16 protein-coding genes are annotated in these 19396 nt (G+C 75.0%); 10 read left to right on the forward strand and 6 right to left on the reverse strand.

Going from position 1 to position 19396, the window contains the following annotated elements; translation table 11 throughout:
- Nucleotides 1–291: 291 nt before the first annotated feature.
- The 4 genes from ACIPSC_RS30160 to ACIPSC_RS30175 all read left to right on the forward strand — a co-directional run bounded on the left by ACIPSC_RS30160 (nucleotide 292) and on the right by ACIPSC_RS30175 (nucleotide 3870).
- Nucleotides 292–1044, forward strand: coding sequence for a transglycosylase family protein (locus tag ACIPSC_RS30160; RefSeq protein WP_400829997.1), 753 nt, complete (start codon nucleotides 292–294; stop codon nucleotides 1042–1044).
- A gap of 205 nt (nucleotides 1045–1249) precedes the next feature.
- Entirely contained in the window at nucleotides 1250–1999 is a 750-nt protein-coding gene (locus ACIPSC_RS30165) for an SDR family NAD(P)-dependent oxidoreductase (protein ID WP_400829999.1), read from the forward strand.
- Between the two features lie 265 nt (nucleotides 2000–2264).
- Nucleotides 2265–2876 (forward strand): TIGR03086 family metal-binding protein, encoded by a 612-nt coding sequence (locus tag ACIPSC_RS30170; RefSeq protein WP_400830003.1) that lies wholly within the window; start codon nucleotides 2265–2267, stop codon nucleotides 2874–2876.
- Nucleotides 2877–3108: 232 nt separating this feature from the next.
- Nucleotides 3109–3870 carry a hypothetical protein gene (locus ACIPSC_RS30175; RefSeq protein ID WP_400830008.1) on the forward strand — a complete coding sequence of 254 codons (762 nt, stop codon included), beginning with the start codon at nucleotides 3109–3111 and terminating at the stop codon, nucleotides 3868–3870.
- A gap of 112 nt (nucleotides 3871–3982) precedes the next feature.
- On the opposite strand, the gene ACIPSC_RS30180 is transcribed toward ACIPSC_RS30175, so the two are convergent.
- Both ACIPSC_RS30180 and ACIPSC_RS30185 read right to left on the reverse strand, forming a co-directional pair.
- Entirely contained in the window at nucleotides 3983–4441 is a 459-nt protein-coding gene (locus ACIPSC_RS30180; protein WP_400830010.1) for a (2Fe-2S)-binding protein, read from the reverse strand.
- A gap of 17 nt (nucleotides 4442–4458) precedes the next feature.
- Nucleotides 4459–6858 (reverse strand): molybdopterin cofactor-binding domain-containing protein, encoded by a 2400-nt coding sequence (locus ACIPSC_RS30185; RefSeq protein ID WP_400830013.1) that lies wholly within the window; start codon nucleotides 6856–6858, stop codon nucleotides 4459–4461.
- A gap of 446 nt (nucleotides 6859–7304) precedes the next feature.
- Here ACIPSC_RS30185 and ACIPSC_RS30190 point away from each other — a divergent pair, with 446 nt between their 5' ends.
- The 3 genes from ACIPSC_RS30190 (at nucleotide 7305) to ACIPSC_RS30200 (ending at nucleotide 11373) form a co-directional block, all read left to right on the forward strand.
- On the forward strand, nucleotides 7305–8630 hold the full coding sequence (locus ACIPSC_RS30190; protein WP_400830016.1) for an MFS transporter: 1326 nt from the start codon (nucleotides 7305–7307) through the stop codon (nucleotides 8628–8630).
- A gap of 273 nt (nucleotides 8631–8903) precedes the next feature.
- The gene (locus ACIPSC_RS30195) at nucleotides 8904–10496 is read left to right on the forward strand and encodes an alpha/beta hydrolase (protein ID WP_400830018.1); all 1593 of its coding nucleotides are present in this window, start codon (nucleotides 8904–8906) and stop codon (nucleotides 10494–10496) included.
- Nucleotides 10497–10680: 184 nt separating this feature from the next.
- Nucleotides 10681–11373, forward strand: coding sequence for an O-methyltransferase (locus tag ACIPSC_RS30200; RefSeq protein WP_400830021.1), 693 nt, complete (start codon nucleotides 10681–10683; stop codon nucleotides 11371–11373).
- Between the two features lie 149 nt (nucleotides 11374–11522).
- On the opposite strand, the gene ACIPSC_RS30205 is transcribed toward ACIPSC_RS30200, so the two are convergent.
- The 3 genes from ACIPSC_RS30205 to ACIPSC_RS30215 form a co-directional block, all read right to left on the reverse strand.
- Nucleotides 11523–12782, reverse strand: coding sequence for an NAD(P)/FAD-dependent oxidoreductase (locus ACIPSC_RS30205; RefSeq protein WP_400830023.1), 1260 nt, complete (start codon nucleotides 12780–12782; stop codon nucleotides 11523–11525).
- A gap of 164 nt (nucleotides 12783–12946) precedes the next feature.
- On the reverse strand, nucleotides 12947–13750 hold the full coding sequence (locus ACIPSC_RS30210) for an MBL fold metallo-hydrolase (RefSeq protein WP_400830025.1): 804 nt from the start codon (nucleotides 13748–13750) through the stop codon (nucleotides 12947–12949).
- 228 nt (nucleotides 13751–13978) lie between these two features.
- Nucleotides 13979–15355, reverse strand: coding sequence for an MFS transporter (locus tag ACIPSC_RS30215; RefSeq protein WP_400830028.1), 1377 nt, complete (start codon nucleotides 15353–15355; stop codon nucleotides 13979–13981).
- Nucleotides 15356–15456: 101 nt separating this feature from the next.
- Between ACIPSC_RS30215 and ACIPSC_RS30220 the strand changes: the two genes are divergently transcribed.
- Complete coding sequence (locus ACIPSC_RS30220) at nucleotides 15457–16554, forward strand: DUF5937 family protein (RefSeq protein ID WP_400830031.1); 1098 nt, start codon at nucleotides 15457–15459, stop codon at nucleotides 16552–16554.
- Nucleotides 16555–16626: 72 nt separating this feature from the next.
- On the opposite strand, the gene ACIPSC_RS30225 is transcribed toward ACIPSC_RS30220, so the two are convergent.
- The gene (locus ACIPSC_RS30225) at nucleotides 16627–17022 is read right to left on the reverse strand and encodes a RidA family protein (RefSeq protein WP_400830062.1); all 396 of its coding nucleotides are present in this window, start codon (nucleotides 17020–17022) and stop codon (nucleotides 16627–16629) included.
- A 141-nt stretch (nucleotides 17023–17163) separates the two neighbouring features.
- Between ACIPSC_RS30225 and ACIPSC_RS30230 the strand changes: the two genes are divergently transcribed.
- Both ACIPSC_RS30230 and ACIPSC_RS30235 read left to right on the forward strand, forming a co-directional pair.
- A complete protein-coding gene (locus ACIPSC_RS30230; RefSeq protein ID WP_400830035.1) occupies nucleotides 17164–18135 on the forward strand; it encodes a helix-turn-helix transcriptional regulator in 972 nt (323 codons plus the stop codon).
- Nucleotides 18136–18324: 189 nt separating this feature from the next.
- Nucleotides 18325–19209: a PhzF family phenazine biosynthesis protein gene (locus ACIPSC_RS30235; RefSeq protein WP_400830038.1), complete on the forward strand. Its 885-nt coding sequence runs from the start codon at nucleotides 18325–18327 to the stop codon at nucleotides 19207–19209.
- Nucleotides 19210–19396: the final 187 nt, after the last annotated feature.

The raw sequence follows: 19396 nt of genomic DNA on the forward strand, positions 1-19396 counted from the left end.
GACCTCCGAGAACCGCTTGAAGCCGTGCCGGGAGGGCCCTTAGCTTCATTGGCGGTGCAACGAGCACCACCCGGGTCCACCCCCGACGCACGGCCCGCCGACTGACCACCGGCGCGAGGGCGGTGCCTGCCGACACGGCCGGCTCGAACAGGCCGTCACCGAGCGGGGGTGACCGGGGCGGCACGGCACGTCCGACACGTGCGAGGCCGCCCATCGAGTGAGGTGAGCGCGACAGGCCCTGCCAAGGGTCTGGTTCCGCCTGCCTGCCCGGGGCTTGCCGAGAGGACTTTCATGGACCTTCGTCACGAGACCGCCGCTGCCACCACCAACGCCACCACCGTCGGGAAGCGCCGCAGCCGTGCCCGACTCGCGCTGGTCGGAGGGGCCGTCGCGGCCCTTCCGGTCGCCGGCCTCGTCACGGCCACCTCGGCCTCCGCCGCGCCCACCTCGGCCTGGGACGCCGTCGCCCAGTGCGAGAGCGGCGGCAACTGGAGCATCAGCACCGGCAACGGGTTCTACGGCGGACTGCAGTTCACCCCGTCCACCTGGGCCGCGTACGGCGGCACCGCGTACGCGCCGCAGGCCAACCGGGCGACCAGGGCGCAGCAGATCTCGGTCGCCGAGAAGGTGCTCGCCTCGCAGGGCCCGGGCGCGTGGCCCGTCTGCTCGAAGAAGGCCGGCCTGAGCAAGGGCGGCGCCCCGGCCGCCGTCGACACCCCGGCCCCGGCGGCCAAGCCCGCCCAGCAGCCGGCGCCGCAGAAGGCGGCCCCGCAGCAGGCCAAGCCTGCCCAGAAGTCGGCCCCGCAGAAGCCGGCGCCGCAGAAGGCCGCGCCGCAGCCGGCCAAGCCCGCCCAGAAGGCCCCGCAGCGGGCCGCGGGCACCAACGCGCCGTCGGCCGGCAGCTACACCGTCAAGAGCGGCGACACCCTGAGCGGGATCGCGGCCAAGTTCGGCACCGACACCGCGAGCCTGTACGCCAAGAACGTCAAGACGATCGGCGCCAACCCCGACCTCATCTTCCCGGGCCAGGACCTGAGCCTCTGACGGTTCGCCCGCCCGCACCGAGCGGCCGCCCCTCCGGAGGGGGTGGCCGCTCCGGCGCACCCGGCGGACCGGGCCGCGCACGGCGGCGCTCAGCGGATTGTTGAACGTTGAACGCGATGTCCGAATACCGCCGGACTCGCGGGGCGCCGGAGCCGAGGATCGAGTCATGTCCGAGAACGAGACGAGGAGTTCGAACGATATGACGATGACCAAGCTCGCGAAGCTCGACGGCAAGGTGGCCCTGGTGACCGGCGGCAGCCGGGGGATGGGCGCGGCGACGGCGCTGCGGCTCGCCGAGGACGGCGCCGACGTCGTGGTGACCTACCTGGGCAGCGCCGAGCGGGCCGAGGGGATCGCGCAGAAGATCACGGCGATCGGCCGGCGCGGCTGGGCGGTCCGCGCGGACAGCGCCGACCCGCAGGAGGTCCGCAACGTGGTGGCGGCCGTGGCCGAGCGCTTCGGCCGGCTCGACATCCTGGTGAACAACGCCGGCGTCGGCGCGGTCGGCCCGATCGAGGACGTGGCGCTGGAGGACGTGGACCGGGTGCTGGAGGTCAACGTCCGGGCGCCGTACCTCTTCGCCCAGGCCGCGGCGGCCCATCTCGGCGAGGGCGGCCGGATCATCACCATCGGCAGCTGCCTCGCGAACCGCGTCGCCTTCTCCGGCGCCACGCTGTACGCGGCGAGCAAGGCCGCGACGGTCGGGCTCACCAAGGGGCTGGCCCGCGAGCTCGGCCCGCGCGGCATCACCGTCAACGTGATCCACCCGGGGCCGATCGACACCGACATGAACCCGGCGGACGGCCCCGGCGCCGACTTCCAGCGCGGGCTGACCGCCCTCGGGGAGTTCGGCTCCGCCGCGGACGTCGCCGCGACCGTCTCCCACCTCGCGGGTGCGGACGGCCGGTACATCACGGGTGCCGAGATCGCCGTCGACGGCGGCGTCGTGGCCTGACCCGGCTGCCGAGGGTGCAGCACCGCGCCGGCCCGGGCACCCGGGCCGGCGCGCGACCGGCGGGGTAGGGGTGGCGCGGCCGGCCGGCGCGCGACCCGATCGAACGGCGCGTGCGTCTCCTAGGCCGAACGGCGCGTGCGTCACCCGGCCGAACCGCGCGTGACTCGACCGGCCCGGCGCGGTGTTGCGCCGGCCCGGTTGTCAGTGCGCCCGTTTACGATCGGCCGGTCCGCTCAGCTGACCGAACCACCGAGAGGCGCCTCCCATGACCGGAAGCGGGAACCCGAGCTCCGACCCGATCGAGCTGCTCGCCCGGGCCCTCGCCCAGACCGCCGGTCTGATCGACGGCGTCGGCACCGAGCTGGCCGGCCACCCGACGCCGTGCCGGTCCTGGGACGTCGGCGACCTCATCAGCCACCTGGTCTTCGATCTGCGGCAGTTCACCGTCCGGGCGAACGGCGGCAACCCCGACTGGTCGCTGTCCTTCGAGCGGATCGAGGACGACTGGCTGCACGTCTTCGAGGCCGGGGCCGAGGAGCTGGTCGCCGCCTGGCGCGGCGCGGGTGACCTGGACGGGGTGATCGAGCTGCCCGGAGGTGCCGAGGTGCCGGCCCGCTTCCCGCTGGACCAGCAGATCGCCGAGTTCGCCGTCCACGGCTGGGACCTCGCGCACGCCACCGGCCAGTCCACCGAGGGCCTGGACCACGAGGTGGCCCGCGCCTCGCTGGCCTGGGCCCGGGCCGCGCTGCGCCCGGAGTTCCGGGGGAGCGAGGAGGAGAACCACGCCTTCGGCCCGGAGATCTCCGTCGCCGAGGACGCTCCGCTCTACGACCGGCTGGCCGCCTTCTTCGGCCGGGACCCGCAGGGCAAGTGGTAGGGGAGCCCTGTCCGAGGCTCTCCCGCCGCGTCGGCCGGGTGCAGCGTTCGAACGGGCTTGTCGTCCGTAGCGTCGGAATCGGACGTCAGTGTGATGATTCATCGGTTCATGCGCCAATCGGGCTGATTGGCTGAATGCCGCCCGTCCGCTTTGCCAGCATGTCCTCGCCCGGATGCCGCCGGCCGCCCCCTGGTGGTCGGCGGCACGTATGTGACGTGGACGGAGAGAACTGATGCGAGGCAACCGCGTGGTCCGGCTGGCGTTCGGCTTGTCGGCGGCCCTGATGGCCGCGGCGTGCGGGAGCTCGGGGACGGGCGACGGCAAGGCGGCTGCAGACAGCCCGACGGCGCCGGCTGCGGCCGCCCCGGCGACTGTTCCCGCCTCGGGGGCGCCCGCGCCCGCCGGCGCGCAACCGCCCGCGCCCGCGCGGGTGCTCGACGCGGCAGAGCTGCAGGCCGCCGTCCTCGCCACCGGTGACCTGCCCGGCTACACCGGGATGGGGTGGCCGGCCGAGACCGGCAAGAGCGAGCCGCTTCCCACCACCCCGCAGGACTGCCAGCCGGTGGAGAACATCCGGACCGGGAAGATCAGGCCCGCGGCCTCGGCGAAGGCCGCCGGCAGCGTGATGTCGGCCGATGCGGGCAGTGCCGGGGCCGGCGTCGGCATCCTCCTCAACGGCTTCGAAGGTGACGGCGCGAAGCAGGTGCTGTCGGCGCTGAAGGCCGCGTTGAAGGGCTGCACCCACTACGAGGGAGGCGTCCCCAGACCGGCCACGGTGACGGCGCTGCCCGCGCCGGCCCTCGGGGACGAGGCGGTCTCCTACACCCTGGCCTACGGCGCGAACACCCAGGAGGTGACGGTCGTCCGTCAGGGAGCGGTGGTCGCCGTGTTCGCCCCCGGCAGCATGTCGGGCGGCAAGGGCGGCCCGGCGATGAAGGTGCCGCAGGAGGTGGTTGTGCGTCAGCTGGAGAAGCTCCGCAAGGCGGCCGGCTGACACCCGCTCACTGTTCCCGGCCCGACACCCGGCCCGGGCCGGCCACCATTCGGCCCCGGGCGGGGTGTCGGGCGCCCGGCCCGCGCCCCGGCCTCGGTCCACCGAAGCGCCGCTACGCCGTCCGGGCCGCCGCCTGCTTGATGGCCTCGCGGATCCGGGGGTAGGTGCCGCAGCGGCAGATGTTCTGGATCTGGTCGATGTCGGCGTCGGTCGGGGCGGGCGTGCGGCGGAGCAGGGCGACCGCGGTCATGATCTGGCCGGGCTGGCAGAAGCCGCACTGGGCGACGTCGCAGGCGAGCCAGGCCTCCTGGACGGGATGCAGGGTGTCGCCGTCGGCCAGGCCCTCGATGGTGGTGACCTGCCGGCCGGCGCAGTCCTTGACCGCCACCGTGCAGGGCTGGAACTCCGCGCCGTCCAGGTGGCTGGTGCAGGCGCGGCAGACACCCACCCCGCAGCCGTACTTGGGGCCGGTGACGCCGAGCTTGTCGCGCAGGACCCAGAGCAGGGCCATGTCGTCCGGGGCCTCGACGGTGACCGGCTGCCCGTTGAGGACGAAGGTGTGGCTGGGCATGGGGAGGTCGGGGCCCTTCAGAAGTCGATCGGGAAGGAGCGCGGGCTGGTGCCGGTCGCGCGGGCGTAGGCGTTGGCGACCGCGGCCGAGGCGGCCGGGACGCCCAACTCTCCTGCGCCGCCCGGTGATCCGGTCGGCGGCAGCAGGTGGATCTCGACCGACGGCGGGCTCTGCCGCTGCCGGGCGTAGCGGAAGTCGGCGTAGCTGCCCTCGCGGACGGCGCCGTGGTCGATGTGGATGCCGGCCTGCAGCACGACCGAGATGCCGTCGATCAGTGCGCCGGTCAACTGGGCCTCCAGGCCGCGGGGGTTGACCACCCGGCCGACGTCGGCGGCGACCACCGCGCGGGTGACGCGCGGCTGCTTCGGGTCGGTGGCGTCCAGCTCGACGAGGTAGGCGACCCGACTGCCGTGCTCGTCGTGGTACCCGATGCCCTGGGCCTGGCCGGCGGGCATCGGCCGGCCCCAACGGCCCGCCTCGGCGGCCTTGTCCAGCACGGCCCGGGCGGCGGCGCCGCGCAGCCGGGCCCGGCGGAAGGCGACCGGGTCCTGGCCGAGGCGGCGGGCGAGTTCGTCCATCATGATCTCGTCGGCGACCCGTACGGTGCCGGAGTAGACCGAGCGCCAGCTGCCGGTGGGCACCTCCAGCGGGACCTCGGCCAGCAGCTGGGTCGGGATGCCGACGTCGTAGGGGTTCTTCTCGCTGAGCAGGAAGAAGGCCTGGGCGAGGCTGAGTCCGGCGACCGAGAGGTTGAAGCCGGCGGCGGTGAGCGCCTCGCCGAGGCCGTGCCGGAAGTCGGTGGCCACGGTGGCGGCCCGGTGCTCGTAGGTGAGGACCTGGCCGAGGGCGTGGGTGGCGCGGATCCGGTGGTGGCCGGCGGGGCGCATCCGGCCGTGGCGCATGTCGTCGTTGCGGGTCCACATCAGCTTGACCGGCCGGCCGGCGGCCCGGGAGACCTGGGCGGCCTCCAGTGCGGCGTCGAAGAAGAGCCGGCGGCCGAACGAGCCGCCGCCGCGCACCACGTGGACGGTGACGGCGTCCTGCGGCAGGCCGAGCTCGGCGGCGATGGTCTGCTGGGCGACGATCGGGGTCTGCGCGGCGAACCAGAGTTCGGCGCGGCCGGGCCGGACGTCGGCGACGGCCGTCAGCACCTCCATCGGCGCGTGGTTGACGAAGGCGAAGTCGAACTCCGCGTCCACGTACTGGGTGAGCAGCGGCGGGATGAGGAACGGCGCGTGGGCGGCGCGGAGCTTGGCCTTGATGTCGGCGGTGGAGAGGGCGGCGACCGGGCCCGGGTTCCAGGTGGTCACCAGGGCGTCGCGGGCCTTGAGCGCCTGGTCGAAGGTCTCGGCGAGCACGGCGACGCCGGTCGGGATCCGGACCACGCCGAGCACGCCGGGCATCGTGCGGGCGGCAGTGGCGTCCAGGGACTTGAGGGTGCCGTTGAGGGTGGTGGGGCGGGCCACCACACAGGGCACGGCGCCGGGAACGGCGAGGTCGCCGGCGTACTTGGCCTTGCCGGTGACGATGTCACGGGCGTCGATCCGGCCGGTCGGCCGGCCCACCAGACGCTGTTGGTCGGGGGACTTGGGGGCGGCGGAGACGGCGGGGACGGCCACCTGTGCTGCCTCCGCGGCGAGTTCGCCGTAGCCGGCCCGGCGGCCGTCGGGGGCGAGGACGGCGGAGTCTGCGGTGCGCAGGCTGCCGGCCGGCAGTGACCAGCGGCGGGCGGCGGCGGTGACCAGCCGGGCGCGGGCGGCGGCCGCCGCGGCCCGGACCGGGTCGTACAGCGAGCGGACCGAGTTGGAGGCGCCGGTGAGCTGGTTGAAGAGCAGGTCCGGGCGGCCGTCGGAGAGCGGGACGTCCACGTCGGTGAGCCGGGCGTCGAGCTCGTCGGCGACCAGCATGGCGATGGCGGTGGTGAGGCCCTGGCCGACCTCCAGGCGCGGCAGGTGCAGCGCGGCGCGACCGTCGGCCGTGATCTCCAGCACCAGCAGGTGCGAGGTCGGCAGGCCGGCCAGGATCAGGGCGTCGCCGAGGTCGATGACGTCGGGGATGCCGGGCAGGCCGAGCAACTGCGGTGGGGCGGAGGCCTGTTCGGCGGCGGTGCGGACGGCGGCCCGGGCGGTGGCGGGCGCGGCGGCGTCCAGGCCGGCGCGGGTGGCGACGGTGAGGGTGGGCGCGGCCAGCAGGTAGGTCAGGAAGCGGCGCCGGCCGGGGTGCGGTGAGTCCGGCGCGGTGGATCCGCTGCCGGGGGCGGCCGGGGCGGCGGGGGTCTGCGGCGTGCCGTCCGTGGGGGCGTCGGTGGGTGCGACGGGGGTGCTGATGGGAGGAGTCCTTCGAGCCGGTGACGGCTCCGGTCGGGCGGGCCGGAGCGGCCCCGGCCCCGGTGCCGGATCGCGAACGCGGACGAGCATAGGAGCGGGCAATGGACCGGTCAACACCGTCACTTCGGCCGGGCGCGGACATCCGGTGGTCCGGATGGGCCGGACACGGACGGCACCGGGCGGGCCCGGGTGCCTGCGCTGCCGCCGTCCGGGTGGCGGCCCGTCCGCGTGCGGACGACAGTTCGGGCCGCGCCCGGCCGTGCGGCGGCCGCCGTCGGACACGTTCGCGCGGGCCGGCGGGCCGGCGGGCCGGTGGGCCTCGCTCGCGCCCGCCGCCGGGCATCGCCGGTGCCGGCCGTCGCACACCGTCTGCGCCGGCCCTCGGACGGACTGAAGTGGCCCATGATCTCGGGCCTCGGCTGGACCTGCCCAATGGTCCACTGCTCTCCTAGGATCGAACCTGCCAGTCAGGAACCAATGAGGAAGGTTCCCCTGAGGAACGGTCGGCCCCGGGGGCCGCGGCATCGAGGAGTCCAGTGTCGCCCGTACGTCCCGTCCCGCCCGCCGGCCCGCAGCGCACGCTGGCCGTCGCCCAGTTGATCGGCTCCATCGGCGACGGCGCCTACTACACCTGCTCCGCGCTGTACTTCACCCGCGTCATCGGCATGTCCCCCACCCGGCTCGGCGTCGGCCTCGCCATCGCCTGGGCGATCGGCTCACTGGCCGGCGTCCCGCTCGGCCACCTGGCCGACCGGCGCGGACCGCGCGGTACCGCCGTGCTGCTCGCCCTGACCACCGGTACGGTGGTGGCCTCCTTCCTGGCGATCCGCTCCTTCTGGCCGTTCCTGCTCGCCGTCAGCCTGTACGCCACCGCGCAGTCCGGCCTGACCGCCGCCCGGCAGGCGTTGATCGCCGGCCTGGTCGCGCGGGCGGAGCGGACGGCGCTGCTGGCCCGGCTGCAGTCGACGCTCAACGCGGGCCTGGCGCTCGGCGCAGCGCTCGGCGGCGTCGTCCTGAGCAGCGGCAGCCGCACGGGGTACCTGGTCGCCTTCGCTGTCACGGCGGTGGGCTTCGTGGTGAGCGGGCTGATGCTGCTCCGGCTCCCGGCCCCCGCCCAGGCCCCCGCCGAACCGCGGCCGGCCGGCGGCGGACCGCGGGCCGAGCGGAGGCTCGCCGTGCTCTCGGACCGGCGCTACGCCCTCGTCACCCTGGTCAACACCGTGCTGCTGCTGCGGATGCCGCTGCTCAGCCTGGTGATCCCGCTCTGGATCGCGGCCCGGGCGGAGAGCCTCGGCTGGCTGGGGCCCGTCCTGTTCGTGCTCAACACCGCCGGCGTGATGGCCTTCCAGGTCCGCACGGCACGAGGCGTCACCGGGCTGCGCTCCGCCTCCCGCACCGTCCGCGACGCCGGCGCCTTCCTGCTCGCCTCGTGCGCCGTGTTCGCCCTCACGGCGACGGACGTTCCGCTCTGGGCGACGGCCGTGCTGCTGGTGGCCGCGGCGACGCTGCAGCTGGTGGGCGAGATGAAGCAGTCCGCCGGCTCCTGGCAGATCAGCTTCGACCTGGCCCCCGCCCACCAGACCGGCCAGTACCAGGGGTTCTTCGGCTCGGGCGTGGCGGTGGCGCGCACCGTCGGACCGCTGCTGCTCACCACCCTGCTGCTGGAGTGGGGTGCGCCCGGGTGGCTGCTGCTGGGCGGCCTCTTCCTGGGGGCCGGCTGCGCGATGGGGCCGGCGGTGCGCTGGGCGGAGCGCGACCGGCCGGGGGTGATGGCGGCGGTGCCGGCGGAGGAGGTCCCTGAGCTCCCGGCAGCCGAGACGGCGGAGACGGCGGAGACGGCCGCGGTGGCGGCGCGGGCCTGAGCTCGCCGAGGCCCCGCGGAGGGCCCCGCCGCCCCGTGGCGGTGGTCCGCCACGGTGGAGGCACCGACAAGATGGCGATGGACCGTCACTCAATGCAAAAAGACCGTCAAATCAACGTCTGAGCAGCGAAAATGGCGGAATGCCGGTGTCCGCACGGCAGAATCGGCCGTTGTCGATGCTCTTCCCCTCCGGAACAACCACTGCCAGGCTGGCCGGGTTTGCAGAACCGGAGGAGGTTTCGTGTCCCGCGTGTCACGCATGTCCACTGCGGCGTTGGCGATTGCCAGCGCGTTCGCCCTCGTCGCCGGCACCGCCGCCGCGGCGTCCGCCGCGCCCGACCCCGGCGCGGTCGCCTCGGCTGCCGAGGCCCGCGTCGAGCCGGTCGCCTGGACGCCGTGCAACCCCGACCCGACCAAGCCGGACCCGGGGATCTACGACTGCGCCGTCTACCCGGTGCCGCTGGACTACGACAACCCGTCCGGCGAGAAGATCGGCATCGCGATGATGCGCCGCCGCGCCGCCGACCCGGCCAAGCGGATCGGCTCGCTCTTCCTCAACCCCGGCGGCCCGGGCGGCAGCGGCTACCTCTGGGCGACCACCACCCGCTTCGGCAAGGACGTCCAGGACCGCTTCGACCTGGTCGGCTTCGACCCGCGCGGCGTAGCCCGCAGCAACCCGCTCAAGTGCTTCACCACCGACGAGGAGGCCGCCGCCGTCTTCGACCGGCAGGTCGGCGTGCCCGTCACCAAGGCGGAGGTCGACGCCACGCTCGACGCCACCGAGGACTACACCGACGCCTGCTCCCGCAACGCCGGCCCGCTCATCGAGCACATGTCCACCGATGACGTCGCCCGCGACCTCGACCGGATGCGCCGGGCCGTCGGTGACAAGCAGCTCAGCTTCGCGGGCTTCTCCTACGGCACTCTGATCGGCGCCACCTACGCCAACATGTACCCGGACAAGGTCCGCGCGGTGATCATCGACGGCAACGTCGACCCCAACCTGCGGCTGCACAACGGCCTGGAGTACGACCGGCAGCGCGCCGCGGGCTTCGAGCTCGCCCTGGACGAGTTCCTCAAGCGCTGCAAGGCGGCCGGCGCCCCGCGCTGCGCCTTCGGCGAGGGTGACACCCGGGCCAGGTTCGACGCGCTCCGCGACCACCTGCGCACCTCCCCGGTCACCCTGTCGGACGGCACCACGGTGACCCTCTCCAGCTTCACCAGCCAGGTGGCCAACGCCCTCTACGCGCAGAGCCGGCAGGCCCCGCTGGCCAAGTCGCTGCAGGCGCTGGACGACGCGATCGCGCAGCAGGGTGCCCCGTCGCTGGTCGCCCCGAAGGCCGCCGGCGACGACGCCAAGGCGCTGGCCGTGACCGTGCCGTCCGCCCTGCGCGAGGCCCTGCCGGAGACCCCGTACAGCGCCGACGACTCCTACTACGGCGTCAACTGCCAGGACAAGCCGTACCCGTCCAACCCGCGGGTGTTCGCCAACCTGGCCCGCGCCTGGGAGAAGGAGTCGCCGACCTTCGGCCGCTACCAGGCCTTCGACGCGCCCGCCTGCGCCAGCTGGCCGGCCCCCGCGCGTGACGCCGAGCGCTACTCCGGCCCGTGGAACCGCCGCACCGCCAACCCGGTCATGGTGATCGGCAACCTCTACGACCCGGCCACCCAGTACAAGTTCGCCGAGCGGATGCAGCGCCAGCTCGGCAGCGCGGTGCTGGTCACCGTCGACGTGGTCGAGCACTGCGCCGTCGGCCGCAGCGCGGAGCTGGGCAAGCTGGTCACCGCCTACCTGGTGGACAAGACCGTGCCCGCGCCCGGCCAGGTGCTGAAGCCGGACACGGAGGCCTTCCCGCCCGTCTCCTGACGCCGGATCACCGCAGCCGCTCTCCGCGGCACACCACGGCTCACCGCGAGGGCCCGCCCCGGGCGCACCACCCCGGGGCGGGCCCTCGCCGTTGGGTGCCGGGCCGGGGGCGGCGTGCAGGGCCGGCGGGACATCGGGTAGGTTCCCTATCGGAACCCAGTAAGTCTCGGAGAGGAACCCGATCGTGTCCACGGAGACCCGCCGCCCGGACCCGCAGCAGACCTGGACCGCCGTCGACGGCTACTTCAACGGTTTGCTGGTCGAGGAGGACGCCGCCCTGCTCGCCGCCGTCGCCACCAGCGAGGCGGCCGGCCTGCCGCCGCACCAGGTCGCTCCCAACCAGGGCAAGTTGCTGTCCCTGCTCGCCCGGGTGCACGGCGCCCGCCGGATCCTGGAGATCGGCACCCTCGGCGGCTACAGCACCATCTGGCTGGCCCGGGCACTGCCCGAGGGCGGACGCCTGGTCACCCTGGAGGCCGACGAACGCTGCGCCGACGTCGCCACCCGCAACCTCGAACGTGCCGGGCTGGCCGGCGTCGTGGAGGTGCGCACCGGCCCGGCGCTGGAGACCCTGCCGCAGTTGGAGGCGGAGGGCGCCGAGCCGTTCGACCTCGTCTTCATCGACGCCGACAAGCCCAGCAACCCCGCGTACCTGGAGTGGGCGCTGCGGCTCACCCGGCCCGGCAGCCTGATCATCGGCGACAACGTGGTGCGCGACGGCGCGGTCACCGACGAGCGGAGCACCGACCCGCGGGTGCAGGGCGTTCGCCGCTTCACCGAACTGCTCGGCGCCCACCCGCGGTTGACCGCGACCGCCGTACAGACGGTGGGGGAGAAGGGGTACGACGGCTTCGTGCTGGCCCTGGTCACGGGGTGAGCGGCCGCGCCCACCGGGCCGGGCGGGAGCCGGGGCCGGTGGACGCGCGCCCAGGCAGGCGAGCCCCCGCCGGGTGGGTCCGCCAGGCCGGCGGGCGGACCCGTCAGAGGCCGGTGGGCGGACCCGTCAGAGGTCGGTGAGCGGCCCCGTCAGAGGTCGGTGAGCGGGACGTTCGGGTCGGCGAGGGCTTTCGGGTCCACCGTCCGTCCGGACCGGACCAGTTCGCGGATCGGGTCGGTGACGTCCCAGACGTTCACGTTCATCCCGGCCAGCACCCGCCCGCCGGCGAGCCAGAACGCGATGAACTCGCGGGTGGCCCGGTCCCCGCGGAACACCACCTGCTCGTAGCCGCCGGGCTCGACGTAGCCGGTGTACTCCATGCCCAGGTCGTACTGGTCGGTGAAGAAGTACGGCACCCGGTCGAAGACCGCGTCCTCGCCGAGCATCGCGCGGGCCGCGGTCTGCGGCTGGTTGAGCGCGTTCGCCCAGTGCTCGACCCGCAGGTGGCGGCCGAACAGCGGGTGGAAGGCGTTGGCCACGTCGCCGGCCGCGTAGACGTCCGGGTCCGAGGTCCGCAGGTGCTCGTCGGTCTTGATCCCGTTGTCGACCGTCAGGCCGGCCGCCTCGGCGAGCGCGGTGTCCGGCGCGATCCCGATGCCGACGATCACCACGTCCGCCGGCACCGTGGCGCCGTCCGCCAGCCGGACGCCGCTCACCCGGCCGCCCTCGCCGGTCAGCTCCTCGACCCGCACGTCGAAGCGCAGCTCCACGCCGTGGTCGCGGTGCAGATCGGCGAAGACCTGGGCGACCTCCCGGCCCAGCACCCGCAGCAGCGGCAGCTCGGCCGCCTCCAGCACGGTGACCTCGGCGCCCGCCGTCCGGGCGGCCGCCGCGGTCTCCAGCCCGATCCAGCCGGCCCCGATCACCACGACCCGAACACCGGGCCGCAGCGCCGCCTTGATCCGGTCGCTGTCCTCCACCCGGCGCAGGTAGAGCACGCCGTCCTGCTCGGCCCCGGGCACCGGCAGCCGGCGCGGCACCGAGCCCGTGGTGAGCAGCAGCTTCGCGTACTCGATCCGGCCGTCGTCGGCGAGCCGCACCGTGTGCGCGGCCGGGTCGACGGCGACGACGGCGGTGCCGAGGCGCAGCGTCACGTCGTGCTCGGCGTACCACTGCGGCGGGTGGACGTAGATCTTCTCGCGCGAGGTCTTGCCGAGCAGGTAGCCCTTGGAGAGCGGCGGCCGCTCGTACGGCCGCTCGTGCTCGTCGCCGATCAGGACGATGCCGCCCCGGTACCCCGCCTCGCGCAGCGCCTCCGCGGCCTTGGCGCCGCCGAGCGAGGCACCGACAATGACGATCGGCCGCCCGTTCCCGCTGCCGCCGGCCGTTCCTGCTGTGCCCGTGCTCATGCTGAACCCCTCGCTCTCCGGCCGGAATCACCGACAGCCTGCCGCCGGGTGGGGGGAGTGTCGAGGGCAGGCGGGGCGCGCCGCGCCAGGCTCCCCCGAACGGGTGAAGCGCGCGGTGGCGGGTGTTTGAGTCCGGGCGGGAGGGCAAGCGGGCCGGGGCCGGCTCAGCCCCAGGTCAGCTCGCCCTTGGCGACCTTCGTCCCGAGGTCGACCGCCAGCGGCATGCCCAGCTCCGGGAAGCGCCGTTCCAGCGCGTCCTTGGCCGCCGCGGCGTCCGGGGCCCGGCCGATCTCCGTCTCGAAGGCCCGCAGGTAGTCGCGGGTGTGGTTGATCGCGGTGGCGTCGGTGGGAGCGCCGGCGGTCCGGTGCCCGGCCACCACGAACTGGGGCTCCAGCGCCTCCATGCCGTCCAGCAGGTCGATCCAGGCGGCCCGTTGGGCGGGCGTCGGCGTGTCGGCGGTCCAGACGTGCAGGCCCTCGAAGAGCAGTACGCCGCCCAGGATCGTGTGGTGGTGGTGCTGCCAGAGGTAGTGCCGCTCCGGGAGGTGGAAGTCGGCGCCGCGCAGTTCGAACCGGTGGCCCTCGAAGACGATCTCGTCGGTGTGCATCGGCTCCGGGCGCACCAGGCGGGTCGGCAGTTCGGGTCCGAGGTGCGACCAGGCCCTCAGCTTGGCGTCGAAGGTCTCCTGGATGTGCTCCACGGTGGCCGTCGTGGCCAGGAACCGGGCCTGCGGGAAGGCGTCCTGCACCTCCTGTGCGCCGAAGTAGAAGTCGGGGTCGCCGTGGCTGACGAAGACCGTGGTCAGCCGCTTGCCGCCGGCCCGCACCCGCTCGACCAGCCGGCGCCCGTCCGAGCGGGTGAATCCGGCGTCCACCAGCAGCGCGTCGTTGGGGCCGGTCACCAGCACGGACGTCTTGTTGAGCGAGCTGTCGGGCGTGTCGATGACCTCGAAGTCGAGGGAGCTCATGCGCGGTCCTTCCTCGGGCCGGCCCGGCCGCCGAACACCGGGCACGCGTCGCCGCCAGCATCGGCGACCGCCGGACCGCCCGCACCTCGGACGGAGCCGGAGGAGGGGAGCGGGCGGCGGTGCCGCCCGGGGGCGTGGGCGGGCACGGGCCGGCGGGGCGGGCGGGCACGGCCGGGGACGTGCGCGGGCACGGGCCGCAGGGGTGGGCGGGGGCGGCCGGGGCGGCCCTCACGCCGCCGGGGCCAGCCGGGCCACCGCGGCCGCCGCGAGCAGCGTGGCCCCGGCGAGGGCGGGCCAGAGCACACCCGGCCCGGCGGCCAGCAGCGCGGTCAGCACCGCCGGGGCGAGCGTCTTGCCGAGGCCCGTCGCCAGCTCCCAGCGGGCGAGTGCCCGGCCGAGCAGTCCGGGCGGGGCGGCGGCCGCGACCAGGGCGGTGCCGGCGCCGCTGTAGAGGATCTCGCCGAGCGTGAAGACCACCGAGACGGCCGCCACGGCGGCCGCACCGCCGGTGCCGCCGACGGCACCGGCCGCCCAGAAGCCGAGGTAGGAGAGGGCGAGGACGACGCCGGACGCGGCGAGGACGGCACGGCGCGAGCGCTCGGCGAGGCGGAGCACCACGGCGAGCTGAAGCGTGATCACCAGCACGGTGTTGCCCACGAACACGCCGGAGGACCAGGCGGCGGAGGCGTGCAGGTGGAGCACGAGCAGGGCGGGCAGGGCCACCTCCAGCACGTCGAAGCTGAAGGCGTAGGGGAGGTTGGCCATGCTCAGCAGCGTGATCCGGCGCAGGGCCGGGTCGGACGGGGCCGCCCGGCCGGCGGCCGGCTCGGTCCCGGTCGGTGCTGTGGCGGCGGGGGCGGGGACGGTGGGTCCGGTGACGCGGAGGGAGTGGACCAGCACCGCCGCCACCAGGCAGGCGGCGGCCGTCACCGCGGCGAGTGCACGGACCGCGCCCGTCCCGCCGGCCACCGCGAGCGTGGCGAGCAGCGCGCCCGCGCCCAGCCCGGCGTTGCGCAGCGTCCGCCCGGCCGCCAGTGCGGTGTCCCGGGTGCGGCCGGTGGTCAGGGTGCTGACCACCGCCGCGTGGGTGGCCGGCCAGGACTGGCTGCCGATGCCGAGCAGCACGGCGGCGGCCGTGAAGCCGACCGGCCCGTCGGCTCCGAGGAGCGCGGCCGACCCGGCCGCCCGGACCAGCAGGGTGGCCGCCGCCGGCAGGCTGCGCGCGCCGCGGTCGATCCAACGCCCGGTCAGCGGCAGCACCAGCAGGCCGGCCAGCATCCCGGCGGAGAGCGCCAGCCCGGCAGCGCCCGCGCCGAGGTGCAGCACGCCGATGCCGTACAGCAGCAGGAACGGGCGGAGCAGGCCGGCCCCGAGCGCGTCGACCAGCAGCGCGGCGGCGTAGCGGCGCCCGCCGGCGGCGGTGAGCATCCCGAGCAGGGCGGCGGGGCCCCGGCGGTCGGCGGCACCACGCCGGGCCGGGCGGCCGGTGGGTTCGGTGTGTTCGGTCGGTTCGGTGGGCCCGGCGGGGTGCGGGGCGGGCGGTGGTGTGGTCGGGGGCTCGACGAGGGCCGGTGCAGCGGCGGGTGCTTCGGTGATCGGGCTCATGCCCCGTACCGTCCGCCCGCCCACCGGCTCCGGGCACGTCGATTGACGAGTCCCGTCAATCGACGCGGACGCCGTTCGCGCAGGCTGGCAGGATCGGCTGGGTGAGCCTGACCATCGACCTCGCCGCCCTGCCGGACGAACGCGTCCTCTTCACCCCCTCGCCGCTGGCCGAGCTGAGCGCGATGCTGCACGTCCTCGGCGAGCCCGCGCACCACCCCGCGCTGCACGGCTGGGCCGTGAGCACCGCCGCGGCGATCGCGCCCGAACTCTCCGAGCGCCTCGCCGAGGCCGACTTCCTCTGGCGCTCGTCGCGCGCCGACTTCCTCGTCCCGGGCGTGCCGGGCGCCACCCTGGCCGAGGAGCTGGACGCGGTCGACCGGATCGACGACGAGCTGTACGTGCGGGCCGCGGTCATCATGAGCTGCGGTGCGTCGCGGCTCTCGCACCGGTTCGACTCGCCGCTCACCGACCCGGTGGCGCAGGAGCGGGCCCGGGAGCTGGCGCTCGCCCGCGGCCCCCGGCAGGCCGCGTTCGCGGACCGGCTGTTCGCCGACCCGCCGGCCGTCCGGTCGATGGTCCGGCGGATGCTGGAGGACTGTCAGCAGGCGTTCTTCGCGGACGCCTGGCAGCGCGTCCTGCCGGACCTCGCGGCCGACGCCCGGCACAAGACCGACCTGCTGCTCCGGCACGGCGCCGGGGAGGCACTGGCGGCGGTGTCGCCCTCGGTCGCGCTGGAGGCGGAACCGGGCGGCCGGCGCCGGATCGTCGTCGACAAGCTGCAGGACAACACCACCAGCGCCGCTGCCGCCGGGGGAGTGACGTTCGTTCCGACCGCGTTCGGCCGCCCGCACCTGCTGGTGGTGTCCGCGCCCGGATGGCGCCCGGTGGTGCAGTACCCGCTCGCGCAGCCCGGGGTGCCGGAGCCGGTCTCGCTGGCCGTGATGCAGCAGCGGCTGGAGGCGCTGGCCCACCCCGTCCGGCTGCGGCTGGCGCGCACCATGGCGCGCGGGCCGCACACCACGACCGAACTGGCGGCGGCCTGGCACCTCAGCGCGCCGGAGGTGTCGCGGCACCTGGCCGTGCTGCGCAGGGCCGGACTGCTCACCACCCACCGCCGCGGACGCTACATGCTGTACCAGCTGGACCTGGCCGGCAGCGCCCGGCTCGGCACCGACCTCCTGGAGGCCGTGCTGCGGTGACCGGCGCCGCCCGCCGGCTGCCGCCCGCGCCGGTCCGGCCGGCCCGGGCAGCGAGCGGCGGCTGGGGCGGCCTCAGTCGACGGCGGTCCCTTCGAGCTCGACCAGCTGGCCGGGGACCGCCAGTCGCGTCACCCCGAGCATGGTGGTGGCCGGGGCCACCCCGGCGGCGCCCAACCGCGACGCCAGCACGCCGTAGTGCGGGAACAGCAGGTCGACGTCGGTGGTGTAGACGTTCAGCCGGACGAGGTTCGCGAGGGACATGCCGGCCCGGCCGAGCACGGCCTCCAGGTTGTCGAGGCTCAGCGCCAACTGTGCGGCCATGTCGCCGTCGTGCCGGGGCCCGCCGTCGCCGGCCGTCGCGGTCTGCCCGGAGCAGTACAGGGTCCGGGTGTGCCCGGAGACGAGCTCACCCTGGTTGAAGCCCAGCTCCACCGACCACGTCACCGGGTTGACCGCCGTTCGTTCCACTGCCACATCGGCTCCATTCGATTCGATTTGTCGGGCGTACGGGCGCCCGTCGGTGCGGTATCCGCCGTCGTCGACGTCGGTGCTGATGAGCCTTCCAACGAATCACGACATCCTCGGTCGTGTATTCGATAGCGTTCTCGCATGCGCGCCGATCGGCTGGTCTCGCTGGTGCTGTTGCTGCGTCAGCGCGGTCGGCTGACCGCGGACACGCTGGCCCGCGAGCTGGAGGTGTCCACCCGGACCGTGCTGCGCGACATCGAGGCGCTGTCTGCAGCCGGCGTCCCGGTCTACTCCGAACGCGGCCGGCACGGGGGGTTCGCGTTGTTGCCCGGCTTCCGGACCGAGCTCACCGGGCTGAACCACGACGAGGCGCTCGCCCTGCTGACCGCCGGATCGGGGCGCGGCGAACAGGTCTTCGGCCTCGGCTCGGCGCTGGCCTCGGCCATGCGCAAGGTGGTCGACGCGCTGCCCGAAGGCCACCGGGCCACCGCGAACGACGCGGCCCGGCGCTTTCTCGTGGAGCCGGAGACGGACCTGCTCTCGCGCCGGTCGGCCACCGAGGAGGTGCCGGACAGGACGATGGTCGAGATCCGGCGCGCGGTGCTCGCCGGACACAAGCTGCGCCTGCACTACGCGGCCGCTGACCGGACACCGCAGTGGCGCACGGTGGACCCGATCGGCCTGGTCACCGTACGGGACCGGGGCTACCTGTTGGCCACGCGATCCGGCGCGGACCGCACCTACCGGCTGTCGCGGGTGCTGGCCGCCGAGGAACTCCCCGAGCCGGCCCAGCGGCCGGACCGGGTCGACCTGGACCGGGTCTGGCGGGACCGCTGCGCGCAGTTCCTCTCCAGCGATCACATCGCAGTGCTGATGCGGGTGGACCCGGAGCGGCGGGGGGATCTGCTGAGCACTGCGGTGGCCGTCCGCGCCGCAGAACCCGAAGCGGACGGCTGGCTTCGACTGGAGGCGACGTTCCAGGACCTGCGGCACGCCGAGTGGGCGCTGTGGCAGCTCGGCACGGACGCGGAGGCCCTGGCCCCGGCGTCGTTGCGCACCTCCCTGCGCGACCGCGCCGCCGCGATCGCCACCCGCTACGGGGACGCGTCCTGAGAGCCGATCAGGGTGCCTGGGTGCCCGGCTGGTCGGGTGGTCGGGCAGTCCGGAGCTTCGCCAACAGCCGGCCCGCCCCTGAGGGCGGTACGCACGACGAAGGCTTCCGCGAAGGGGTGGCGGCCGCACTCGCCGAACGCAGGCCGGGCGGTCGGGAACAGGGGGGTGGAGTGAGGCGTTCGAGCGGTCATGACCAGTGATGCCGATTCCGTGACCGCCTCCGCCGTCGAGCCCGAGGTCCTGCGCTACACCGCCTTCGCCACGGACCCGGCCGGGGGCAACCCGGCCGGGGTGGTGCTCGACGCCTCCGGCCTCTCCGACGAGCGGATGCTCGCCATCGCCGCCGAGGTCGGCTACTCCGAGTCGGCGTTCCTGATCCCCGGCACCGCCGAAGGCGCCTACACCGTGCGGTACTTCAGCCCGTTGGCGGAGGTTCCGTTCTGCGGCCACGCCACCGTCGCCTCGGCCGTCGCGCTCGCCGAGCGGCACGGCCCCGGCGCGTACGTCTTCGCCACCCGGGCCGGGGAGGTGCCGATCGAGGTGGAGAAGGGCGCGGACGGCGTGCTGCGCGCCACCCTCACCAGCGTCGAGCCCCACGTGGAGGAGATCGGCGAGGCGGACGTCGCGGAGGCGCTCGCCCTGCTCGGCTGGTCGGCCGACGAGTTGGACGCCGCGCTGCCGCCCCGGGTCGCCTTCGCCGGCGCGCGCCACCTCGTCCTGGCGGCCGCGACCCGGGACCGGCTGGCCCGCCTGGACTACGACTTCGACGGCCTCGCCGCCTTCATGACGGCCCGGGGCCTCATCACGCTCCAGCTGGTCCGGCGCGAGAGCGAGCACGTCTTCCACGTCCGCGACCCGTTCCCGGTCGGCGGCGTCGTCGAGGACCCGGCCACCGGCGCCGCGGCCGCCGCCTTCGGCGCGTACCTGCGGGAGCTCGCGGCCGTCACCGTGCCGGCGACCCTGACCCTGCACCAGGGCGACGATCTCGGGCGGCCGGGCGTGCTCCGGGTCGAGCTGCGCGAGGAAGACCGGCGCGTCCGCGTGTCGGGCGCGGCCGTGGTGATCACTCACTGACCGCCCGCCGCCCGTGCTGTGGCGGGGGGGGGGGGGGGGGGGGGGGGGGGGGGGGGGGCGCGGGCGGGGGGGGGGGGGCACGGGGGGGGGGGGGGGCCCTCGGCGGCGGCGTAAGCGGCCGGAGCAGTGGGGGCGGTGGAAGCGAGGACGGGAACGGCCAGCGCGCCGGCGCCCAGCAGCATCCCGG

Origin of the sequence: Kitasatospora sp. NPDC090091, from assembly GCF_044747365.1 — a bacterium.
Taxonomy (GTDB): Bacteria; Actinomycetota; Actinomycetes; order Streptomycetales; family Streptomycetaceae; genus Kitasatospora.